This window comes from Bacillus sp. FSL K6-4563, from assembly GCF_038630405.1.
Classification (GTDB): Bacteria; Bacillota; Bacilli; order Bacillales; family Bacillaceae; genus Bacillus; species Bacillus pumilus.
The window spans coordinates 3,231,500-3,255,032 of sequence record NZ_CP152030.1 but is presented as its reverse complement, the minus strand read 5'-3'; the positions used below and the strand labels follow the sequence as shown (position 1 = coordinate 3,255,032).

General features: G+C 42.1%; 21 protein-coding genes. 11 read left to right on the top strand and 10 right to left on the bottom strand.

The features are described 5' to 3' along the window. Positions 1-104 precede the first annotated feature (104 nt). From MHH54_RS16560 to MHH54_RS16550, 3 genes are read right to left on the bottom strand one after another with little or no spacing between them, the layout of a single operon-like run. Entirely contained in the window at positions 105-1,247 is a 1,143-nt protein-coding gene (locus tag MHH54_RS16560; protein ID WP_342500447.1) for a Ger(x)C family spore germination protein, read from the bottom strand. Beyond that, entirely contained in the window at positions 1,237-2,334 is a 1,098-nt protein-coding gene (locus MHH54_RS16555; protein WP_226804235.1) for a GerAB/ArcD/ProY family transporter, read from the bottom strand. Before MHH54_RS16555 ends, MHH54_RS16560 begins: the two co-directional genes overlap by 11 nt. Continuing rightward, entirely contained in the window at positions 2,324-3,805 is a 1,482-nt protein-coding gene (locus MHH54_RS16550; RefSeq protein ID WP_342500446.1) for a spore germination protein, read from the bottom strand. Before MHH54_RS16550 ends, MHH54_RS16555 begins: the two co-directional genes overlap by 11 nt. A 746-nt stretch (positions 3,806-4,551) precedes the next feature. Between MHH54_RS16550 and pgsB the strand changes: the two genes are divergently transcribed. The 5 genes from pgsB to MHH54_RS16525 all read left to right on the top strand — a co-directional run bounded on the left by pgsB (position 4,552) and on the right by MHH54_RS16525 (position 8,880). Then, complete coding sequence (pgsB, locus tag MHH54_RS16545) at positions 4,552-5,733, top strand: poly-gamma-glutamate synthase PgsB (protein WP_012011489.1); 1,182 nt, start codon at positions 4,552-4,554, stop codon at positions 5,731-5,733. Between the two features lie 15 nt (positions 5,734-5,748). Then, the gene (gene pgsC / locus MHH54_RS16540; RefSeq protein WP_012011488.1) at positions 5,749-6,198 is read left to right on the top strand and encodes a poly-gamma-glutamate biosynthesis protein PgsC; all 450 of its coding nucleotides are present in this window, start codon (positions 5,749-5,751) and stop codon (positions 6,196-6,198) included. An 18-nt stretch (positions 6,199-6,216) separates the two neighbouring features. Then, positions 6,217-7,383: a CapA family protein gene (locus MHH54_RS16535; protein WP_034620154.1), complete on the top strand. Its 1,167-nt coding sequence runs from the start codon at positions 6,217-6,219 to the stop codon at positions 7,381-7,383. Further along, positions 7,380-7,550: a hypothetical protein gene (locus MHH54_RS16530; protein ID WP_165840213.1), complete on the top strand. Its 171-nt coding sequence runs from the start codon at positions 7,380-7,382 to the stop codon at positions 7,548-7,550. Before MHH54_RS16535 ends, MHH54_RS16530 begins: the two co-directional genes overlap by 4 nt. 106 nt (positions 7,551-7,656) lie before the next feature. Then, positions 7,657-8,880 (top strand): NlpC/P60 family protein, encoded by a 1,224-nt coding sequence (locus tag MHH54_RS16525; protein ID WP_342500445.1) that lies wholly within the window; start codon positions 7,657-7,659, stop codon positions 8,878-8,880. Between the two features lie 56 nt (positions 8,881-8,936). Here MHH54_RS16525 and MHH54_RS16520 read toward each other — a convergent pair whose 3' ends face one another. Next, positions 8,937-9,818, bottom strand: a complete 882-nt coding sequence (locus MHH54_RS16520) for a Cof-type HAD-IIB family hydrolase (RefSeq protein WP_197699515.1) — start codon at positions 9,816-9,818, stop codon at positions 8,937-8,939. A gap of 597 nt (positions 9,819-10,415) precedes the next feature. After that, positions 10,416-11,381: an LCP family protein gene (locus MHH54_RS16515; RefSeq protein WP_003212964.1), complete on the bottom strand. Its 966-nt coding sequence runs from the start codon at positions 11,379-11,381 to the stop codon at positions 10,416-10,418. Between the two features lie 271 nt (positions 11,382-11,652). Between MHH54_RS16515 and MHH54_RS16510 the strand changes: the two genes are divergently transcribed. Together MHH54_RS16510 and MHH54_RS16505 are read left to right on the top strand one after the other, a co-directional pair. Then, the gene (locus MHH54_RS16510) at positions 11,653-13,017 is read left to right on the top strand and encodes a sugar porter family MFS transporter (protein ID WP_106030098.1); all 1,365 of its coding nucleotides are present in this window, start codon (positions 11,653-11,655) and stop codon (positions 13,015-13,017) included. A gap of 137 nt (positions 13,018-13,154) precedes the next feature. Further along, the gene (locus MHH54_RS16505; protein WP_226804233.1) at positions 13,155-14,552 is read left to right on the top strand and encodes a bifunctional glycosyltransferase family 2 protein/class I SAM-dependent methyltransferase; all 1,398 of its coding nucleotides are present in this window, start codon (positions 13,155-13,157) and stop codon (positions 14,550-14,552) included. Between the two features lie 13 nt (positions 14,553-14,565). Here MHH54_RS16505 and MHH54_RS16500 read toward each other — a convergent pair whose 3' ends face one another. The 5 genes from MHH54_RS16500 to kduI form a co-directional block, all read right to left on the bottom strand. Beyond that, positions 14,566-15,711: a Ger(x)C family spore germination protein gene (locus tag MHH54_RS16500; RefSeq protein ID WP_342500444.1), complete on the bottom strand. Its 1,146-nt coding sequence runs from the start codon at positions 15,709-15,711 to the stop codon at positions 14,566-14,568. Continuing rightward, a complete protein-coding gene (locus MHH54_RS16495; RefSeq protein ID WP_003213396.1) occupies positions 15,708-16,808 on the bottom strand; it encodes a GerAB/ArcD/ProY family transporter in 1,101 nt (366 codons plus the stop codon). The genes MHH54_RS16500 and MHH54_RS16495 overlap by 4 nt, the downstream gene beginning before the upstream one ends. A gap of 3 nt (positions 16,809-16,811) precedes the next feature. Beyond that, entirely contained in the window at positions 16,812-18,278 is a 1,467-nt protein-coding gene (locus tag MHH54_RS16490) for a spore germination protein (RefSeq protein ID WP_050944386.1), read from the bottom strand. Positions 18,279-18,383: 105 nt separating this feature from the next. Then, a complete protein-coding gene (gene kduD / locus MHH54_RS16485; RefSeq protein WP_106030095.1) occupies positions 18,384-19,157 on the bottom strand; it encodes a 2-dehydro-3-deoxy-D-gluconate 5-dehydrogenase KduD in 774 nt (257 codons plus the stop codon). A gap of 4 nt (positions 19,158-19,161) precedes the next feature. Next, positions 19,162-19,989 (bottom strand): 5-dehydro-4-deoxy-D-glucuronate isomerase, encoded by an 828-nt coding sequence (gene kduI, locus MHH54_RS16480; RefSeq protein ID WP_106030094.1) that lies wholly within the window; start codon positions 19,987-19,989, stop codon positions 19,162-19,164. A 262-nt stretch (positions 19,990-20,251) separates the two neighbouring features. Here kduI and MHH54_RS16475 point away from each other — a divergent pair, with 262 nt between their 5' ends. From MHH54_RS16475 to MHH54_RS16460, 4 genes are all read left to right on the top strand, one after another. Then, a complete protein-coding gene (locus MHH54_RS16475) occupies positions 20,252-21,262 on the top strand; it encodes a LacI family DNA-binding transcriptional regulator (RefSeq protein ID WP_106030093.1) in 1,011 nt (336 codons plus the stop codon). 79 nt (positions 21,263-21,341) lie between these two features. Then, on the top strand, positions 21,342-22,358 hold the full coding sequence (locus MHH54_RS16470) for a sugar kinase (RefSeq protein WP_003212946.1): 1,017 nt from the start codon (positions 21,342-21,344) through the stop codon (positions 22,356-22,358). Continuing rightward, positions 22,330-22,929 (top strand): bifunctional 4-hydroxy-2-oxoglutarate aldolase/2-dehydro-3-deoxy-phosphogluconate aldolase, encoded by a 600-nt coding sequence (locus tag MHH54_RS16465; RefSeq protein WP_342500443.1) that lies wholly within the window; start codon positions 22,330-22,332, stop codon positions 22,927-22,929. The genes MHH54_RS16470 and MHH54_RS16465 overlap by 29 nt, the downstream gene beginning before the upstream one ends. 118 nt (positions 22,930-23,047) lie before the next feature. After that, complete coding sequence (locus tag MHH54_RS16460) at positions 23,048-23,503, top strand: GNAT family N-acetyltransferase (protein WP_342500442.1); 456 nt, start codon at positions 23,048-23,050, stop codon at positions 23,501-23,503. Positions 23,504-23,533 lie beyond the last annotated feature (30 nt).

Genomic DNA, 23,533 nt, shown 5'->3' with positions numbered 1-23,533 from the left:
TTCGTTGGTGTGTAACCGTTTACACAAATAGATTATCACGAAAGCTTTTAAATGACAATCTTAAAAAAATAAAAAAAGAAAAGAAAGATCACTTCTTCCTTTTCTTAACTAATAATCCCTGTTTGTGTAATATTGACTTTTACTTTTGGGATGATTTTTACATTTGGATAATCGGTGACCCAATTCATTTTTATATACTCATCATAATGTCTCACTCTATATTTTCTGCCGAGGCTTAAGACGTCAGAATTTGCTTCTTGTAATGTAGCAATAATTTTTTCTGCTTCTTTTGTCAAGATGGTTGAAAGTCTTTTGTTCAGCATTTCAATTTTTTTGTCTGTATCTAGATTATCCTTTGGGTACTCAAGGACAGAAGTATTAAATTCAAATTTGAGTGAGTATGTTAAGTTTCGATGATCAGGATTCAGAATATCGATGTCTCTCTTCACATCAGTGACTTGGATGGTGATGTAATTGTTTTCTTTTGACTTCATGTCACTTCTCACTTTTTTTGTGAAGTTGGCATACTTGCCCATTTTTCCGTCCATGACGGTGAGCAAGATCGCATCTTGACCGTACAACTCGCCTTTCTTTTTCTCATTATCAAATAGGGCAACACCTTTTACACTGATTAATTTCTTCGATTGATCAAAATGGATTAAGGGCAATGTGAAGTCCTCTCCAGTTTGGAGCATTTTAGATCGAATACTTTGCATGTTTTTAGGTGCTACTTGGGAGGAGCGTGATGCGGTTGTGATCAAGTTATTTAAATAGTCACTCACAATGAGCTTTTCCTTCAGCAGCGAGTTAATCACTTCTTCACAGGTCCCCCCTTGAACAACGGCAAGATTTGCGAGGAGGGGGCTTTTCGGATCACGATAAAACATATCTAAGTAGGGCAGAAGACGATTTTGGGCAAATTCATCACCGATCAGCATCACCCGCATTTTCGACATGTCTATTTTTTGATCCACAATCCGGCTGAAGTTGGTTCTTGCTTTTCTTAAAGTAGGTGCTTCCGTTGTGAGAAGAGTGGTTAAAAAGCTGCCTGTATTTCCTTGCTCCATACTTTGAGACTGCTGAACCTTTCGATAAGTAATCGAGTATTTCGCATTGTCATCCTCTCCTTGATCAACGGCAGAGGTTAAAACAAGAGAGATATTCTTTAATAAATTTTGATCCCAGCAGCCAGGCATAAATATGAGAGACACACATATGAGCAAAGTCAGTATGTATTTATGACGCATGTGATTTCACCTTCCCTTTACGATGTTTGAAAAAGATGATAATGGCCATAAAGATCGGGAGTGTGTAAATAAATGAATATTGCGCAATGGTGGTAAAGTCATTAAAGCGTTGAATTCTAAAATTATCGGTTGCAAGATAGCAGCTAGCCGCATAGATCAAAATGGCAAAATAAAAGACGTATTTTTTGTGGTCTTTTTTCTTGAGAATACTTGCTACGCCATTTGCACAGAAGTAGAGATAGTTACTGAGTGTGGCTAAAATGACAAATACCCAGAAACTAAGAAAAATTAAATCCGTCCGCTCAATCACACCGAACGAAATGGTTTTTAGTAGATAAAGAACTGGATTCGGAATGATATTAAGTTCAATTGGGCTGAAAAACATAAAACAAATCACTGTGATAAATAGGTAGTAAAGTGTCGTGCATATATTGGCAATGGTCATGACCTTGTATCGCGCTTTAATGGTGCCTTTCATCAGTGGAGAGATGATCAGAATCATCTCAAATCCATTCATAGATAATACAACATCCTTCAAACCAAGCTGAAATTGAGAGAAGTCCGTTTGGAAAAAGGGCATAAGGTAGTCGATATTGGTTCCTTTTAATGAATACAGCATGATGAGAGACAACAAGAGTAAAAAAGGAGTCAGAATAAAGTTGAATCTGACAATCGCTGTAATTTGTTCCTTCGCGATGTAAAGGATGGATATCATGAGTAGTAGGTTGATGACCCAATTAGGTGTAAGTGGTAAAACCCATATACCCAGAATTCTCGTGAAAATAGATAGAACGACAATACAGACTGAGGCGAAATAAATTGTATAAAGAGCCACTAAGATTCGCCCAATCCATTTTCCAAAAACCTCAATTAACGCCTCGAAAAATGATGTCTCAGGATATTTGTGAATGATATATATAAAAATGGTATTGATGATTTGGATAAAAAAACAGGCCAAAATGATAGCCATCCAGCCATCATGCCCCATATCTTTCATAAGCAAATGAGGCAGGGCTAAAATACCGACACCAATTTGAGATTGAATGATAAAAAAGACAGCTTGAGGTGGAGATATTTTATTTTTCATCTTTATTTTTCCATCCTCTCAAATTTTCAATTTGCTCTTTCTTTTTTGGATTTAAGTAAACAGGGCGCTTTTTATACATCCACATCGGTAATCGAATCACAGTGTCTTTTAAGTCCTGCCAGTTAAATGGAGCTACTGGAGATAAGTACGGGACACCTAGTGATTCAAGGCGACATAAATTCATCAGGACGATCGACAGGCCGAATGAAATGCCAATAAACCCAAACATTGAAGCCATGAACATGAGCGGAAAACGCAGCATCCTGATGGTAGACGTCATTTCAAACGAAGGAAGAACAAAGGAAGCAACAGCAGTCACGGCGACCACAACGATAAGAACATTCGAAATGAGTCCTGCTTTTACTACCGCATCCCCAATGACCAAACCTCCTACGATACCAATGGTCTGTCCAATTGGTTTTGGCAGACGCACCCCAGCTTCGCGTATGAGCTCAATCGTAATCTCCATCAGCATAGCTTCTATTAAAGGCGGAAAAGGAATGCCGATAATGGAATTTTTCATCGTAATCGCTAATTCATCCGGGACTACCTCATAATGAAAGCCGATGACCGCAATATAAAAAGAAGGCAAAATCACAGCGATGATACAGGCAATATAACGAAGAATACGAATAAACGTAGCTGGAATCCAGCGACTATTGTAGTCATCTGGTGATTGAAAGAAGCTAAAGAACGTAATAGGCAGAATGATAGCCATTGGACTGCCATCCATCAGCACAACAATTCTCCCCTCAAGAATGGCGGATCTCACTTTGTCAGGTCGTTCTGTATCAATGAGCTGCGGGAAGATGGAATATGAATCATCCTCAATCGCTTCTACAATAGAACCGGGGCTGAGCAGCGTGTCTACTTTAATGGAAGAAATTCGTCTGTTGACCTCATCTATCTTTTCTTGATTGGCTATATCAGAAATATAAACTGTCGCAACCTTTGTTTCAGATTTTGTGCCGATCTTATGATACTGGATCGCAAGTTTTCGATCATTTAAGTGTGACCGCAGTAAATATAAATTGGTATCTAAACTCTCAACAAACCCATCATGTGCGCCTGCAATAATACTTTCAGAAGAAGGTTCAGAAATGGAACGCAGCGGCGGCTGTCCAACGGCAAATATTTTGATCTGTGAGGATTTTTCATCAAGGAAAGCAATGCTTCCTGCAATAATGCTGTCAACAATCAGCGTCAAGTCTCCTGTTTCGAGTGTACTAAGTGATTTTGTATAGTTCTGCTCTCCAGGAGGACCGAGCAAGTTGCCGATAATGAAGTCGTTTAATTTGCTTTCTTCAACTCTTGTTTTAATATAAAACAGCACTGATTTCGTTTCATTCACCATTAATTCCCGGTATTCAAAATCGGCGCTTTGCTGAAATGCTTTCTTCAGGATTCGAATCTTTTCCTCAAAACCGCCTGATAAAAAATGTAAGCGTGTTTGCTCATTCGTATTTGGCATCTTTAGCCTCCTCTCACAGTTTTTTAACCATAGTGTGAGCGGAGAGACCGATTTTATTCGTCATCTTAGTTGAAAGCATGACATAAGCTGACAACTTTCAACTAAAATCATATTAAAAATGTTAAGAAATGATGAATCTTGATAAAAACAAATGAATAATATTTCATTATGTGGGTCATAAGGAGCGAATATCGTAAAGAGCAGGCATTTCGAAATGATCAATAGTTGACATCTTATCCCAATTTTTTGTGACCCGAAAATAAGCATATGACTTGATTTTTTATGAGGTGACCTTTGTCATAGGTCAACGTGTAGCGTTCTGACCGATGAGGATGACTTTCTAACCTGTTCCTTCAAAAATCGAAAACATTCCAAAACACGCACTATTCATTTAAAGCGCTGATACGACTGATGTTATAGAGTTTAAAGGGCTTTAAAACATTGATTCAAAATACATCTTAACAATTGTCAAAAAATTTAGGGAGAAAAGGACAAAAGATTTTTCGATGCTTGATGGTAACGCTTACTCTTGATTGAAGCGGAAATTCAGGCTGATTTTTGTCCGTCTTTTGGCCTTTTCATTTAAAGAGGAGCTAGGTCAATCCACCTTCTGATTAGAGGAATTTGGCATACGAGGAAGTGAAAGATTATGTTACATAATACCGATTGTGATTTTATGCTGAACCTATATACTGTTGATTGAATTTACATATCACACTCATAAAAAAAGGAGATGTAGATAAGCGATGTGGTTAATCGTTATAGCCTGTGTCATCATGTTAGGGATTGGCTTTATTGAAAAGAAGCGTCACCAGAAAAATATCGATGCCCTACCGGTGCGCGTCAATATTAATGGTATTCGCGGAAAGTCTACCGTTACAAGATTGACAACCGGTATCTTAATGGAGGCAGGTTATAAAACTGTCGGCAAAACAACGGGAACAGATGCAAGAATGATTTATTGGGATACGCCAGAGGAGAAACCGATTAAAAGGAAACCGCAAGGACCGAATATCGGTGAGCAGAAGGAAGTTATGAGAGAAACCGTTGAAAGAGGAGCAAATGCCATCGTCAGTGAATGTATGGCGGTAAATCCAGATTACCAAATCATCTTTCAGGAAGAGCTGCTTCAAGCGAATATTGGCGTGATCGTAAACGTTCTTGAAGATCATATGGACGTCATGGGGCCGACACTTGATGAAATAGCAGAAGCCTTTACAGCGACAATTCCTTACAATGGACACTTGGTTATTACGGATAGTGAATATACGGATTTCTTTAAAGAGATTGCGAAAAAACGCAATACAGAAGTCATTGTTGCAGATAATTCCAAGATTTCTGATGAGTATTTACGGAAATTTGAGTACATGGTCTTCCCAGATAATGCCTCACTTGCACTTGGTGTTGCACAGGCATTAGGAATTGATGAAGATACGGCATTCCGAGGAATGTTAAATGCGCCACCTGATCCAGGAGCAATGAGAATTCTTCCATTAATGGATGCGAAAACACCTGGACACTTTGTAAATGGTTTCGCGGCAAATGACGCATCATCTACATTGAATATTTGGAAGCGTGTGAAAGAAATTGGATATCCAACAGATGAACCGATTATTATCATGAACTGCCGTGCGGATCGTGTAGATCGAACGATCCAGTTTGCGGAGGATGTACTTCCTTATATTGAAGCAAGTGATCTCGTCTTAATTGGTGAAACAACAGATCCAATTGTAAAGGCATATGAGGATGGAAAAATTCCGGCTGACCACTTACACAACCTTGAATATCAATCTACAGAAGAAATTATGAACATGCTTGAGAAAAAGCTTCATAATCGAGTGGTTTATGGAGTCGGCAATATTCATGGTGCCGCTGAACCGTTAATCGAAAAAATTCAAGAATACAAAATTAAGCAGCTTGTCAGCTAGGAGGAAATATAGAAAATGTTCGGATCAGATCTTTATATCTCGTTAATTTTAGGTGTTCTACTTAGTTTAATCTTTGCAGAAAAAACAGGAATCGTACCAGCTGGACTTGTTGTCCCAGGTTATCTGGCGCTTGTATTTAACCAGCCAGTCTTCATTTTAGTTGTCTTATCTGTCAGCTTGCTTACGTATGTCATCGTTCGCTTTGGTCTTTCAAAATTTATGATTTTATACGGACGCAGAAAGTTTGCTGCGATGCTGATTACAGGGATTGCCTTAAAGCTAGTCTTTGATTTCTTCTATCCAGTGGTCCCATTTGAAATAGCAGAATTCCGCGGAATCGGTATTATCGTTCCTGGATTGATTGCAAATACGATTCAAAAGCAAGGTCTTACGATTACCCTTGGAAGCACGTTACTTCTAAGTGGTGCAACATTTGCCATCATGTATGTTTACTATCTATTTTAAGATAAGGTGTGTCCAATGATGAATAAAAAATTGAGCTTTCAGGAAAAGCTGCTGAAAATCACAAAGAACCAAAAGAAAAAAACGAATAAACATGTACTGATTGCTTTACCGATCGTCATTGCTTGTACATTTCTATTTACGTTTATCGGGCAAGCAAAAGTGCCAACTGTACAAAAGAATCCAGAAAACATCCTGACCGCTTCGTTTGTCGGTGACATTATGTTTGGAAGAAACGTAGAGAAAGTAACCGACCGCTATGGAAAACAGCATCTCTTTCGCTATGCCAAGCCATACTTTGATGTGTCAGATTATGTGACTGGTAACTTTGAGCATCCAGTCGCATCAGACCGGGAACAAGCGGCGCAAAAGAATATTCATTTAAAAACGGATGAGGATTCGGTCAAAGCGTTGAAGGATTTGAATTTCTCTGTATTAAACTTTGCGAATAACCATGCGGCAGACTATGGTGAAAAAGGGCTGAACAAAACGATTGATGCCTTTAAACAAGCTGACATGGATTATACAGGCGCAGGCCTTAACCTTCAGGATGCGAAGCAGAACATTTCGTATAAAGAAGTAAATGGTGTCAAAATCGCTACACTTGGTTTTACAGATGTGTATGGGAAAGATTTTAAAGCAACGAATCGCCAGGCGGGTATCTTGCCAGCCGACCCATCTATCTTTATTCCGATGATTTCGCAGGCTGCTGAAAAGGCAGATGTCGTCGTTGTTCATGCTCACTGGGGACAGGAGTACAACAATGAGGTAAACGATAGACAAAGAGAATTGGCAAGAGCGATGTCTAAGGCTGGTGCTGATATCATTATCGGTGCTCATCCGCACGTTCTTGAGCCAATGGAAGTCTATAACGGCACGGCGATCTTCTATAGCTTAGGAAACTTTATTTTTGACCAAGGCTGGTCAAGAACACGTGATTCTGCACTTGTTCAGTATCATCTGAATGAAGATGGAAAAGCGACATTTGAAGTGGTCCCAATGTACATCAAAGAAGCAACACCTGCTCCGGTTAAAGCAGGATCATTTGAATCAAAATCCATTATCCGTATGCTGACAAATGGTACGAATGCGGATTGGAAAGAAAAAGACGGACACATTTTCTTTGAAGTAGATCACGCTGATAAAGTTAAACACTTAAAAGAAAACGGAGGGAAAGAGAAGAAATGAAATTCATAAAAGCAAGCTGGCCGTTTGTTGCATTAATTTTAGTCTTTGTCTTTATGTCTGCTTTTAAATTTAGTGACAGCCTCACAGATCATGAAAAACAAAAGATCTCGGTTGAAATGCAGAAAATCGAACAACAAAAACAGTCAAAAACGGAAGCAAGTAAATAACTCTAATGAGCATAGAGGGCACGCATTGCGTGCTCTTTTTTGTCGAAAAAAGGTGTAAAAGGTTAGGTGTCATGCCGAAACTATAGAAGAAAGGAGGGGAAAGGTCATGAAGTGGAAAGAAATAGTGATTGGTGGGTGCGCGCTCGTAGGGCTGATGTTCATGACTCAATCAGAAGCAGTTGCTCAAACAGCGTCTCCTTTGCAGCAAGCGGAAAAGTTGATTGGAACACCTTATCATAAAGGAGGAACCGATCCAAAAACGGGCTTTGACGCATCAGGGTTTACGCAATATGTGTACAAGACATCAGGCGCTTTTGATTTGCCGCGGAAGGTAATCGATCAGTATCAGATTGGAAAAAAGGTATCATGGGACAAAGCCCAGCCAGGTGACCTTGTATATTTTCGAAGCCTTGAAGAAACAAAGGATATCCCGACACATGTAGGATTTTACGCTGGTAACGATCAGGTCATTCACATCACGCTTAGTCAAGGTGTGGTGAAAACAAACGTCAGCAAAAGCAAATACTGGACGGACCGATTTTATGCAGTCAAACGACTTCCCGGCACACCGGAAATCTCGGATAATCGCCTTGTGAAAGATGCGATGAAATATGTAGGTATTCCTTATGTATTTGGTGCAGCAGACCCTAAAGTTGGCTTTGATTGTTCAGGCTTTTTACAATATGTATTTGAAAAATCACTAGGGATTTATTTGCCTCGAAGTGCTGAACAGCAGTGGATAGTTGGAGAAAAAGTAGCATTAGATGATATACGTCCTGGGGATTTTGTCTTTTTCAGCAACACATATAAGCCAGGCATTTCTCATGTAGGGATGTATATTGGGGGCGACCGTTTTATTCATGCGAGCCGTTCGGAAAGTGTCACGATTTCTTATTTGTCCGAATCGTATTGGCGCGAAAAATGGACAGGTGCGAAACGATTAACAGAGCTGAAATTAGCAAAAGAAGACCCGATTGTCTCAAAAGCCGCAACGTATATTGGAGAAGTTCCTTATGTCAAAGGTGGGACGAATCCAAAGCAAGGCTTTGACACAGCAGGGTTCACACAGCATGTGTATCGTGAAGTGCTTGGTATTGAGCTGCCTCGTTATGCGTCAGGTCAAGTCAAGGCAGGTACGCCTGTGAAACGGTCGGAGCTGAAGCCGGGAGATCTCGTTTTCTTTAGTGGAACGTCATTGATACCGGCCATTTATGCAGGATCAAATCAAGTCATTCATATGACCGTCTCAAATGGTGTCGTGCTTACGAATATGAAAACAAGTACGTACTGGAAGGATAAGTATGAGACGGCTGTTCGAATTAAAAAATAAAGAAAAAGCCCGATCCACGTTCGTATCGGACTTTTAGACTTCTCTCTAGGCGCTGATCAGACAAGCGTCTTTTTTTCGTGGAATTGATTTTGTAAAAGGAGATCAATAAAGTAAGCAACACCGTCTTCATGATTACCTTTTGTAATGTAGGTGCTCTTTTCTTTAATAACATCGACTGCATTCCCCATTGCAATGCGGTGGCCTGCTTCCTCAAACATGGATAGATCGTTGGGGCTGTCGCCGATCGCATAAATATGTGAGCGGTCTACGCAGTAATGAGCTGCGAGCTTTTTGAGGGCATGTCCTTTTCCAGACTCTTTTGGAAGAACCTCAATGATATGTTTTCCAGAAGAGGTCAATGAAAGCTCAGGCATTTCCGCGAGGAGATCTTGTGCTTCCTGTAGTTTATTCATATCAAACGAGAAGCAGAGTAATTTATAGGTCGCTTCATTTGACTCAAAAACCTGACGAATATCATCCACTGGTTTGATGCCGAATTGTTTGAATTGAGTCATTGCCCCTTCCCATAAATCAGCTATATCTTCATTTGGATTCGCGCTTTTGATCACATCAAATTCTGCTTTCAGCTTCTCTTTTCCATCAAAAGGAGAGAGGAGCGCATCGTCCGTGTAAACCTCAAAGTAAATGTTTCGTTCTACTAAAGCCTGAGCCGCTCGTTTTCCTGCTTCTTGGTCAAGTGTGATACGGCTGAAAAGTTCGTAACCTTCTGTATGAACGGTTCCGCCGTTTGCTGCAATAATAGGGATGTCCAAATCGCCAAGCAGTTCCTTCACGTCAAAAGTCGCCCGCCCTGTACAGATGGTGACAATATATCCCGCTTCCTTCGCGCGGATCAATGCCTCCCTGTTTTGAGCAGATATTTCACTTTTTGTATTTAAAAGTGTACCGTCTAAATCAATCGCAATCATTTTTTTCATCGCTGTCAAATCCTCCTTCATGCATGCAATAGCCTCTTCAAAGTATGTACGATTTCGTTCCTTCTCATGAGCAATACGATGCTTGTTCCTCTCTATCAAGGCTAAACAAAAATGATCGAATGATCAAGGAAATAAGCCAAAGGGGAAAAATCTGCATCATCGTCAGCAAGTAAAAAAGCGCCCCTTAGGGACGCTTTCAGCGTGTAGACAAACCCTCGCATTCGGTGTCAGTCCTGTGCGCCGATGCTCACGAATATTAAATTCGCTCCGCTTCTGTGCTCGTCCTTCCTAGAGTGCAAAGGTTTTCTATCACGCTGAAAAGAAGACAAAGAGCTAAAATAAAAACCATTTTAGCCCTTTGTCAACAATCAAAAAGCGCCCCTTAGTGACGCTTTCAGCGTGTAGACAAACCCTCGCATTCGTTGTCAGGTCTGCGCTCCGGTGCTCACGAATGTCAAATTCGCTCCGCTCCGGTGCTCGTCCTTCCTAGAGTGCAAAGGTTTTCTATCACGCTGAAAAGAAGACAAAGAGCTAAAATAAAAACCATTTTAGCCCTTTGTCAACAATCAAAAAGCGCCCCTTAGGGACGCTTTCTGTTTATGATAATTCAAGCTGCTTCTTCAATTCAGTCTTCACTTCGTTTAGCTGGTTTTGATCCAATTGGTAATAATAAACTCCGTTTGGCTGGTAATCAGAGCCTTTCAGCTGAATGGTATCAACCGATTTCAATGACGTGAGAAGTGGGAAAAGCCCGACTAGCTCTTTCATTGAAAGGTTGGTCGCGACATTATCACCAAGTGTATCAATGATATTGTCATATGACGGAATAGATGTTAACGATTTTGATTTATCAAAAATGGCTTTTAATACTTCCATTTGACGCTGCCCGCGCATTAAATCACTATCTGCTTTTCTTGTTCTCACATATGCGAGAGCTTGATCACCGTCTAGTGTATGGGTTCCTGTTTGAAGCTGTACCTTGCCCTTTGTATCTTTTAGAACCTGTTTGACCACATATTCATCCTTGACGTTAATAGAGACCCCGTTTAGTTCATTGACGATCTCTTTAAATGCTTTGAAATTACTTTGGATCACAAAATCAACCGGAATATCTAGTAAATCTTCGACTGTACTCAAGGTTAAATCTGCACCGCCAAATGCGTGTGCATGTGTAATTTTGTCATAGCCATGCCCTGGAATATTCACGTATGAGTCCCTTGGAATGCTTAATAATTTTACGGTTTTATTTGTACGATTGACGGTTGCTAAGACCATCGCATCGCTTCGTGCTTGTTTCACTGTTTCGCCCGGTCTGCTGTCAATACCAAGCAGCAAGACAGAAAAGCTGTCTTTCCCAGGATCGAATGCTTCAATCCGTTTGACAGATTGAGCGCCGCGATCTAAAGATACTTGTGCTTTTTTTGCAGCGCTTGTCACTTTATAGTAGGCATAGCCTGTGACAGAAGCGGTTGTCAGTAAAAGGATACCGACTATAAATAGAGTAACTTTCACCCATGGTTTTAAACGCTTTTTTCCTTTGCGTTTGCTTCTTGATTGATCCATATATTTTAAACCCTCGCTATGATTTTTATAGTAAAGATGTCCCTCTTTTTGCTTACAAACTAAAACAAATATACCTTAAAACGGGATATAGTGCGACGTTTTTTTCACTAACGCTTAATTGACGTTTCCTTATCGTAAAAAGTTTCAATGATACGCAAATGAAATATATTTGTCATAAAACATCGAAATGTTTGAAGTGACAGAAAGTGAGGAAAATGATTTTCCATAGAGAAACATCCAGTACATACAGAACAAAAGAGGGGTTATGAACATGAAAAATCGGAATGGATGGCTTTATTTTTTCGGCGCACTTGGCGGCGCCTTATATGGCTATGATACAGGTGTCATTTCTGGCGCCATCTTATTTATGAAAGAGGATTTAGGGTTAAACGCATTTACAGAGGGACTTGTTGTCAGCTCGATTTTAATCGGAGCGATGCTCGGTTCCTCTTTATCTGGAAAGCTGACAGATCAATTTGGGCGAAAAAAAGCCATCATCGCCGCAGCGATTTTGTTTATTATCGGCGGATTTGGTACAGCCCTTGCCCCGAATACGGAAGTGATGGTCTTATTCCGAATTGTGCTAGGGCTTGCTGTCGGGTGCTCGACCACGATTGTTCCATTATATTTATCTGAACTTGCTCCAAAAGAATCGCGAGGAGCACTGTCCTCATTAAACCAACTCATGATCACATTTGGTATTCTACTCGCCTATATTGTGAATTACGCTTTAGCGGATGCAGAGGCATGGCGCCTGATGCTTGGAATTGCGGTCGTGCCTTCTGTGCTTTTATTATGTGGGATTATGTTTATGCCAGAAAGCCCCCGCTGGCTGTTTGTCCATGGACAGGCAGACCGTGCGAAAGAGATATTATCTAAACTCAGAAAAAGTAAGCAAGAAGTGGAAGAAGAAATTTCAGACATTCAACAGGCGGAAAGTGAAGAAAAAGGCGGTTTTAAGGAATTATTTGAGCCATGGGTACGCCCAGCATTAATCGCTGGTGTCGGTCTTGCCTTTCTGCAGCAGTTTATCGGTACCAATACAATTATTTACTATGCACCAAAAACATTCACAAGCGTTGGTTTTGGTAATTCAGCGGCCATTTTAGGAACCGTCGGAATTGGGGCAGTGAATGTTGTCATGACGTTTGTGGCGATTAAAATTATTGACCGTGTAGGGCGTAAAGCGTTGCTCTTATTTGGGAATGCTGGCATGGTCCTTAGTTTAATAGTCCTGTCAGTGGTCAATCGATTTTTCGAAGGGTCAACAGCTGCGGGATGGACGACTATTATTTGTTTAGGGCTCTTTATCGTCATCTTTGCTGTCAGCTGGGGTCCTGTCGTTTGGGTCATGCTTCCTGAGCTGTTTCCGGTACATGTCCGAGGAATTGGTACAGGCGTCTCTACCTTTCTCCTTCATACAGGGAATTTAATCATTTCGCTTACATTCCCAACTTTACTAAGCGCGATGGGTATCAGTAATCTTTTCCTTATTTACGCGGTCATCGGCGTAGGCGCCTTCTTGTTTGTGAAATATATGGTGACTGAAACGAAAGGGAAAAGTCTTGAAGAAATTGAAGAAGATTTAAAAAAGAGGAACCGTTCCGTTACAGGTGACGAAGGAAAAACGGTGTGAACAATGACCGGCTGCCCGCATGCAGCTGGTTTTTCTTTGTTAAACAAACGTTTAATCAAGAAAGGACAATCTCTCATCTTCTGAACGTGCTGCATATGACATACATATGGAATAGGCGGGCGAAAGGTGGAAATGAGATGAAAGGGAAAACGAGCATTGTCATCCTGACATACAATGAACTGCATTTAACGAAAAAATGTATCGACAGCATCAAGCAGCATACCCGAAGTGACCAATATGAACTCATCATCGTTGATAATGCGTCAACCGACGGGACGAAGGAATATGTGAGAGAGCTGAAAGATGTGATTTTCATAGAAAATGCAGAAAATCGAGGCTTTGCAAAGGGCTGTAATCAAGGGGCAAAAAAAGCGACAGGGGATAGCATTCTCTTTTTAAATAACGACACGATCGTCACGGAAAACTGGCTTTCTCCATTAAAAGAGGCGTTATTTGCATCAGAACGTATCGGGATGGTAGGGCCAGTCTCCAATTATGTGAGCGGTCCTCAAATGGTCGAGCCAACGTATACAGATGTAAAGGAGCTTCCAGCCTTTGCGAAGAATTATACGGCTGCAAAAAAAGATCAGAGAACTTATGTACATCGGCTTGTGGGATTTTGTCTGCTTGTGAAAAGAGAGCTCATTGAAGAGGTGGGTTTATTTGATGAGAGGTTCGTGTATGGATCTTTTGAGGATGACGACCTTTGTTTGAGATCCTTGCTGAAGGGATATCAGCTGCAAATCGTTCACGATTCATTTGTGCATCATCACGGTCATGCAACCTTTCGAGCGAATCAAGAAACGAACATCTCTACACTGTTTGCAGAGAACAGGCTTCGGTTTTTAGATAAATGGGGCATTGATCTCAATCTGATGGCTCCTCATCCGTACTTTGCGGCTCTGCTGCCTGAAGACGCTGTTTGTGTACTGGATGCGGGATGCGACGCAGGGGCAACAGGGCTTGAAATAATGAATCGGCAGTCTGTTGATATGTACGGGGTAGAGGCTGATCCATTAAAAGCAGCCATCGCAAAGGCATATTACAAAGAAGTCATCGAGGCAAAAGCAGATGAGTACCCATGGTTAGAGAAAGAGGCTTTTTTTGATGCGATCATTTTTTCCGATGTTTTAGAGCATGTGTCAGATCCTTGGCACATCATTGAACAAGCGCACGCATCTTTAAAGCCAGGCGGCGTAATCATTTGCTGCCTGCCCAACATGATGCATGCAGAGGTGCTTCTCCCGTTAATGACAGGGGATTTTACGTATCAAGATGTAGGAATTTTAGACCGAGGTCACCTGAGGTTCTTCACACCAAATACAATGCGTGCGCTTTTCCCAGACCATTTGTTTGAACGGGTGATCGAGCAGAGGATCAATGTTCCGATTGATCAAAACGTCCAACTGTTTTTTGACGAGGTGGCGAGAGTAGGAGTGTCACTTGGCTTTCAAACAAAAGCGTTGACTGATCAAGTGACTCTATATCAGCTTTTACTTGTCGTGCGTAAAAAAGGCGGCTCCCCTTCGGGATAACCGCCTTTTTGCTTTACCATTTAAAGCTTTTTGTTGCACCTTCTGCACCAAAGTTCAAGATGCTGACTTTGACATCGTAATCAATGGCTGCTTCTTGGAAGAGCCTATCCCAGTCGGTACCATGCTGATTCCAATAGTCAGGATATTTCATACGGAACTGCTGGTTAAAAAATATGGGATCAACGCCCACTTCTTTTTGCACATGATGGACCGCTTTTTGAATGCGTTCTTTAATTTTATGAGCAAAGATCCGCTCAAATCGTTCGATATACTGCTCATCGAATGAGTTTTCAGAAGGATATTGATCCTCAGACAATTTTCCATTTGTTTGTACGCTAATTTTAAAGGATACCTTTCCATTTTTCAGATAGGGATCGACCTTCGTTTTTGCTTTTTTGATTTCATACGTTATCGGATAACCTTTGTAGGTGGCAGGTACAACGCCGCCTGAAATTCGGTCCATCACCCAGTTTAAAGATTGGACATCCTTCGCAGGGATGAAACCGATCAGCTTACGTGTTTTTCCGTGAATGATGCCTGCTCCATCATAAATAAGTTCACCGTCTATCGCATCTACACTTTGCACAAGGAAGCTAACGCCCATCTGAAAGTAATCAGACGCCCGGCCAATACGTGTTGGCGGTACGATCTTTCCGTTAAAGCTTCGATTTTTAGATGTTTCGAAGATATGCTCAACTGGGACCTTTTGCTGTGATTTCAATTTTTGGTTGACGACTTTTGACGCATCTCCTCGTGTCACGAGGAGATAGCTGCTGCGCCGAACCTCATCATCTCGAATAAAATGATTGAGTGTTCCTTGAATATCGTGATGCTCCGCCTGGGTTTTACCAAACAAAAAGATTTTCAGGTGATCACTATAGATCGGCGGGTCCTTCAAGGCGACATTACTGACAGCCTCCAGCACATTTTTTCCCTTCGAGACAACATTCACATAGCTGGGAGAATCGGCTTCTTGTGTTCCGCCTGTTTTCGGTACAAGGTTTTGGTAGGTCAGCTTAACGCCATCCTCGTCTTCCTCATCAATACCAACACCGCGTACAAACGATAGTTTTTCAATATCCTTTAAATCCCAGCATCCTGCTGATAGAAGAAAAAGGCAGCAGGAAAAAAAGAATAACAGTACACGCCTTCCTCTCATGCAGAACGACCTCCCCATTTTTTGCGTATCATCAGCAGAACAGCTGTAATAAAAGGAATGGCTAAAACCGCGAACAATGCGTAGCCGAGTAAAGTAGAGTAGTAAAAGACTTCATTGATATTTTTCGGAAATAAAGAGAGAGCAGAGGTAATCAAAAACAGCAGCCAAAGCAGTCTCGTTACATTGGTCGTCTTAAAGACTGTGTGGCATCCTTTAATGGCAAATTGGAAAAAGCCAAGCATGCAAATAAACTGCTGGCACGTCCAGATCGTCAGTAAAAAAATATCAAATCTTTCAATGAAGACCCCTTCAAGTTCTAGTGCTTGAATGAGTGAGACAGTGGGCCAGGTGAGGGATTTCGTTTCTCCCACTGTCATGGAGCCAATCACAATAAAAAGTGTGAGCGAGTACACGAGGGTTGTAATTCCAACTCCAATGGCAGCGGCCCATTTCGCCTTCGACCATTTGTCTTTATAAATGAGTGGTACAACAAACAAAATGACCTCAAAGCCTGTAAATTGAATAAATGTTTGAGAGAACAAATTACTGAAATCTTTAAATCCGTGCGCCATGACAGGACGTAAATAATCAAAATCAAATATTTTCAGACAAAACAGCATGAGCCCAATGTAAATGATCAAGGCGATGGGATAAATGTACGTGACCATTTTGACGACTGGAAAGATACCACTTTTCAAATGATAGATCGCCACGAGTAAAAAAATCATCACAATCACTGCCATGGGAGTCGATTCCAGCAGGAAAAACTGAACCACTTCCCCAAGGACACGCGCTTCAAAGCCGACAATGCCTAGTAAATAGGCAATCAGCATTAAATTAAAGATCGTGCCAATGATGGCACCGGCTCCTTTTCTATTTGACTCAAAAATGGTATCCGGCGCATTTTTTTCAGCAATCCATCCTAACAAAAAAGCAACGAAAGCAAAGATGACTCCCTGTATTAATACAATGATCCAGCCATCAGGGAATCCTGAATTGGCAGAACTGCGAGGAATGGTTAAAATTCCAGCGCCTATCATTGTAGAGCTGCACAGAATGGTGACTTGTAACAATGATAGCTTCTCAGCTCTGTACATCGTTTAATCTCCTTGTCTTTTGAGATTTTTTATTTTTGCTGTTTTCGGTCTCGATTTAAATAGCCCAATTGGTAAACGTACGTACGTATCCTTTAAATCTGAAAACGGTGAAGACAAAACAGGTGTGAAATAGTCAAAACCAAAGGTCTTTAATTGCATCAGGTGACAAAGCACAAATAAATAACACATGATTAAGCCATATAACCCAAACATCGCTGAACTGAAAATAGCCATAAACCGCAAGATGCGTAGCGGGAAACTAAAGTCATAGGATGGTGCCGTAAAGTCAGCAAGTGCAGTCAGCGACACAATAATCACCATTAAGGCACTGACGATATTGGCTTGGACAGCCGCCTGACCAATGATGACGCCGCCAATGAGCCCAATTGTCTGCCCGATGGCTCTAGGAAGCCGAAGTCCAGCTTCCCGCAGCAGCTCTATCGTAAAAGACATAAGAATCGCCTCAACAACAGGGGGGAACGGAACATTCTGCCGGCTGCCTGCGATGGTGAGTGCCATCCGTGTGGGTAATAAGCCTGGATGATAAGAGACAAGTGCAATGTAAAGCCCGGGTAAAAAAATCGTGAGCAACACGGCGATATAACGGAGTAAACGTAAAAGAGTCGCGCTAGTCCATCTCTGATAATAATCTTCAGGTGATTGCATCAAGGCTGTAAAGGTCATCGGTAAAATGAGCGCAAAAGGAGTGCCATCGAGTAAAATTGACACTTTTCCTTCAAGCACAGATGCAATCACCCGGTCAGGACGTTCTGTATTTTGAATCTGCGGAAAAATGGAGATGTGGCTGTCCTCAATTAGCTGTTCAATATAGCCGGTTTCAGGGATGTCATCCATTTTGATTTCGGTCATACGTGATAAAACATCTTCTACTAATTTAGGGTCAACAATATCACGAACGTACACAAGGGCTGCGGACTTCTTATTGCGAGTACCTACATTTACCTTTTGAATGACAAGGTTTGGGTCGTTTGCCCGCTCACGGATCAAAGCCGTGTTTTTTTCAAGATTTTCAATAAAACCGATCCGAGGCCCTCTTACAAGGACTTCCGATTGTGGCTCTTCTACTTCTCTAAATTGAAAAAGGTTCGTTTGGAGCGCAAGTGCTTGAGCCGCGCCATCTACAAATAAAATAGCCCTGCCGTTATATAACTGCTCGATGGCAAGGTTCATATCCTCCAGCACGTCATTTTGGATGCCAAAGAACGTTTTAGACAGGGCTGGAAGCGTACTAGAATCAACCTCGGTGATAGCCAGTTCCTTTTGCATGGGTGAAATGATTTGTTTGGAAATCATCTCAAATTCTGTGAGTCCTTCAACGTACATGAGACATGCAGAGATAGCAGAAGGGCCAAATGAAAATGAGTGGAACACGATATCATCACTTTTTCCAGCAAAGCTTTTGACGCGCTTGATGACGGACGCTATATCTTGTTCAATACGACTTTTCATAATACCTCACCCTCATGTCATGTTTTTTATAGAGTGACTCGGATGGTGGAGAATTATGCAAATAGAAAAAAGAGAATCCCTGCAAATAGGAATTCTCTCGTCTGTTTATCTCGCAAGCCAGCCGCCATCAACCGCTAAAATATGACCGTTCATATAATCGGAGGCTGGTGAGCTAAGGAAAACAGCCGCACCGGCTAGATCCTCAGGCTTTCCCCAGCGCCCGGCAGGGATTCGTTTGAGAATCTCTTCATTTCGATTCTCATCGTCCCGAATGGCTTGCGTGTTATTGGTCGAAATGTAACCAGGAGCGATCGCATTCACTTGTATATGCTGGTTCGCCCATTCGTTTGCAAAAGCCTTCGTCAGCCCTGCCACTGCGTGTTTACTTGCTGTATAAGCGGGGACAAAGACGCCGCCTTGAAACGATAGAAGGGAGGCGATATTGACGATTTTCCCTTGCCCATTTTTCAGCATCTGCCGCCCAACCCTTTGGGTGAGGAAAAAGAGACTATTGATATTCACATCCATGACCGTAAGCCAATCTTCCTCTGAATAATGAGCAGCCTGCTCTCTTTTAATGGTGCCAGCATTATTGATTAAAATATCGATCGTATGCTTTTGTAACATGGCATCGACAGCCTGATTTGCAGTTTGAGGGTCGGAAAAGTCAACCTGAACCGCATGAAACGAGCGGCCCGCCTGTTCGACTAGCGCTTTCGTTTCCTCAAGCGGTGTGTGGTGGTATGTGCCAATAATATCTGCGCCTGACCTGGCAAGCGCCACAGCAATGCCCTGCCCAATGCCGGTTCCAGGGCCTGTCACAAGGGCTGTTTTGCCTTCAAGAGAAAAGAGGGACGCTACATAGGATGCTGTCGTCATCACATTACCTCAGCTGGTCCATTGGGACAAAGTCCATATCTTTGAACGTATAGTTCTCGCCCGCCATCGCCCAAATAAATGAATAATTCGCTGTACCCGAGCCTGAATGAATAGACCAGGCAGGAGAAATGACCGCTTCCTCATTGGCCACAACGAGATGTCTTGTTTCAGATGGCTCCCCCATAAAATGAAAGACACGAGCATCTTCTTCGATATCAAGATATAAGTACACTTCCATACGTCGATCATGAATATGAGCGGGCATCGTATTCCACGTGTTATTGGTTTCCAGCTGAGTGATTCCCATCATGAGCTGACAGCTTTGGATGCCGTTTGCGTGGATGACTTGATACAGGTTTCGTACGTTTGAAGCAGACGCTTCCCCTAAGTGATTCGGTGTTAATTCAGCGATAGCTGCTTTTTGCGTAGGGTACGCTTGATGAGCCGTGGCGGATACAAGATAGAACTTGGCTCCCTCGCCGGATGAACTAGCAAACTGTACATCTTCGTGTCCAAGCCCAATATATAAGAAATCTTTGTGCTCCAGTACAAAGGCTTCACCATCGACAGTGACTGTTCCTTGACCGCCGACATTTACAATGCCGATTTCTCGTCTTTCAAGGAAATATTCCGTACGTAGAAAGTCGCCGGCATCTAATTTGAGCGGCTCTGCAGATGGCATGACTCCGCCAATCACCACGCGGTCCTCATGTGAATAGTAGAGCTTTAATTCACCGCAGACGAATAGTGTAGGAATATGAAAATGACGACGAAGTTCCTCTGTTGTAAAACGTTTGACCTGCTCAGGATGTACAGCATAACGATTTTCCATTTGAAATAAGCCTCCCTTTCCATCTGAAACAAAGTATGGGTATTTTATTTGGTATCGGTTTCAAGGAAAATTTTAGAGGAAAAAGAGCATGCCGTCAACCGTTATTTTGAAATCGCTTTCTTTTTGTTTATTTAAATGTTTTTTTGCCATCTCCAAGCAAAAAAATCTTCTAGAATTCAAGAAATTATGATATGCTCTTTTTAAGTTATTTGAAATCGGTTTCGAAACAAATGAGAAGACATTGATTGTGGGAGTTTTTTGAATGAAAGAGAAAAAGCAAACGAAAGTGACCATCAACGAAGTGGCCGCTTATGCAGGTGTTTCAAAATCAACTGTATCCAGATATATCAATGGCAGAACAAATGAAATTTCTACTGAAAAGGTCAAAAAAATTAAAAAAGCCATTGAGGAACTGCATTATCGTCCGAGTCAGCTCGCCCAAGGTTTGAAAGTAAGAAAAAGCAAGGTCATTGGGTTCATTGTAGCCGACATTACGAACCCATTCTCTGTAGCGACACTTCGCGGAGTCGAAGAAATTTGTGATGAATATGGATACAGCATCATGGTATGCAACACAGATAACCGACCAGAAAAAGAACGAGAAATGCTCCTCAAGCTGAATGCACATTATATTGAAGGGCTCATCATCAATACGACAGGTCAGAACAATGATATTCTGCAGGATTTGAAGAAAAACGGTGTGCCGATTGTCCTTGTTGACCGGAAATTACCTGAACTAAAAGTCGACACAGTGACAACGAATAACCGTGATATCACCATCCAGTTGCTTCAACAAATGTATGAGAAAGGCTATGAGCACATCGCCTTCTTTACTGAGCCGGTCGATGGAATCAGTCCTCGTGAAGAACGAAAAGAAGCATATGAACAGACAGCCATGAGTAAATATAAGAAGCCGCTCATTGCAGAAATTGATTTGAAACAAAAGGAACAACTGCGAGAAGAGCTTGTCCATTTTGTACAATCAAGCCAGCAAAAAAAAGCGATTTTAGCAGCCAATGGATTACTTATGCTGAAGCTGATCAGTGAGCTTGTAGAACTCGGGTTAAAGATTCCAGAAGATATAGGCATCGCAGGCTTTGATGATACAGAATGGTATAAGCTGATTGGGCCTGGAATCACAACGGTTGCCCAGCCATCTCATGAAATGGGGAAAGCCGCCATGCAAAAAATCAAGACTCGGCTTGAAGGGGATGAAAGTGCGCCCCAAACCATTCAGCTTGATGGAGAAATCATCGTAAGAAAATCCTTATAAACAGACAGAGAAGAGTATACGTGCATGCTCTCTCTTTTTCAACTGATTTGAAACCGGTACCAAGAAAGGGGAGAAATGAGTGAAAGCATTGGATGCGGTCACATTTGGGGAATCAATGGCGATGTTTTACGCAAAAGAAGCCGGAGAGCTTCATCAAGTGCATACATTTCAAAAGGCGCTTGCTGGTGCCGAAAGTAACGTGGCAGTCGGTTTGGCGAGGCTAGGTTTTGATGTGGGATGGATGAGCAAAGTCGGAGCAGATTCACTTGGCACATTTATTTTAGAAGAGCTTCAAAAAGAAGGAGTCGATACAAGTGCAGTGATCCGTTCAAATGATGGGTCTCAAACAGGGATTTTACTTAAATCCAAAGTGATGGATGGAGATCCTGACGTCACGTATTATCGCAAAGGCTCTGCTGCGAGCACAATGAGTCCCAGCGACTTTCCCGCGAATTATTTCAAACAGGCAGGACATCTCCATATGACAGGAATTCCACCTGCATTATCCAATGAAATGAGAGCGTTTTCTTTTCATGCTCTTCAAAAGATGAAAGAAGCAGGCAAAACCATTTCATTTGATCCAAACCTTCGGCTGCAGCTATGGGAAGAGGAGGAAGATATGATCCATACAGTGAATCAGATCGCTTTTCAAGTAGATTGGTTTTTTCCGGGGCTTGCAGAAGGGCAAAGGCTCACAGGCTGTCATGAGCCGGAAGAGATTGCCGATGTTTATTTGCAAAAAGGCGTCAAGCTTGTGGTCATTAAGCTCGGTGCAGAAGGTGCCTTTTATAAAAGTGCAGCCAGTCAGGGGATTGTGAGCGGCTTTTATGTGCCAAATGTCGTGGATACAGTCGGTGCCGGTGATGGGTTTGCCGTGGGGGTTATCAGCGGTTTACTGGACGGTTTATCATATGAAAAATCTGTGACAAGAGCCAATGCTGTAGGGGCTCTTGCGGTGATGTCTCCAGGCGATAAGGACGGCCTGCCTACTCAGGAAGAGCTTCAGGCCTTTATGAAAGACGCCAAACGATATCAGAGACGGGAATATATGAAGGGGGACGAAGGATATGGGAAAGTCAGCAAGTTTGAGCGTTAAAGAACATCTCGGGGCTTGTAAGCTGATCGCAGTGGTGAGAGCGGGGAGCGAAGCAGAAGGCATTGAGATCATAGAGCGTTTAAAGAAAAAGGGCGTTCGTGCCATTGAAGTGACGTATACCACGCCCAATGCGGAACGCATCATCGCATCCTTTCAGCATGAGCAAGATCTGATTGTAGGAGCTGGCACAATCACCACCCTTCAGCAGGCGCAATCAGCCATTGACGCAGGCTCGCAATTTATTGTCAGTCCAGGATATCTTCCTATCATTGGAGAGCATCTCTCATTTCACGACACACTCTATGTACCAGGTGTCCTCACCCCAAGTGAAATCATGCAGGCAAAAGCAGCTGGATACTGCTTGCTCAAGCTTTTTCCAAGCGGCTCCTTCGGTTTATCCTATATGAAAAACTTACAAGGCCCATTTCCAGACATTGAATTTATTCCAACGGGTGGGATTCATCCAGCTGATGTGCCAAAATGGCTGAAAGCAGGCGCAGTGGCTGTAGGGGTCGGAAGTCAGCTGGAGAGCAGTTCAGCAGAAGAATTACAAGCGGTTCTTTCTTCATAAATAAGCGCTATCAAATGAACAACTGGCAGATGGATGCCGGTTGTTTGTTCGTTTATCTGACATAACAGCAGGTGAATGCTGACTCTTCACGTACAATATTTGTGAAGGAGTGATAGATGTGTACATTCAACAAGATACACTCACGGATGGACAAATAGAGCAGCTGATGACCGCTCATATAGAAGAAATGAAAGAGCATTCCCCGCCAGAAAGCATTCATGCCCTTCCGTTAGCTGATTTGAAAAAGCAAGATGTCACAGTGTGGAGTGTGCGGGATGGAGAAGAGCTTCTTGGCTGCGGAGCGTTAAAGGAGCTGTCAAGTGATCACGGCGAAATCAAATCCATGAGGACCGCAGCTCTCCATATGCGAAAAGGTGTAGCAAGGTGTATGCTGAACCATCTTCTACAAGAGGCAAAAAGGCGCGGTTATTCACGTGTCAGCTTAGAGACAGGTGCGATGTCTTTCTTCGAGCCAGCAAGAAAACTATATGAGAGTGTTGGGTTTTATATTTGTCCGCCTTTCGGTTCATATCAAGAAGATCCAAACAGTTTATTTATGACAAAGGAATTATAGAGGTCGAGAGAGTATGCTTATAAGCAGCTC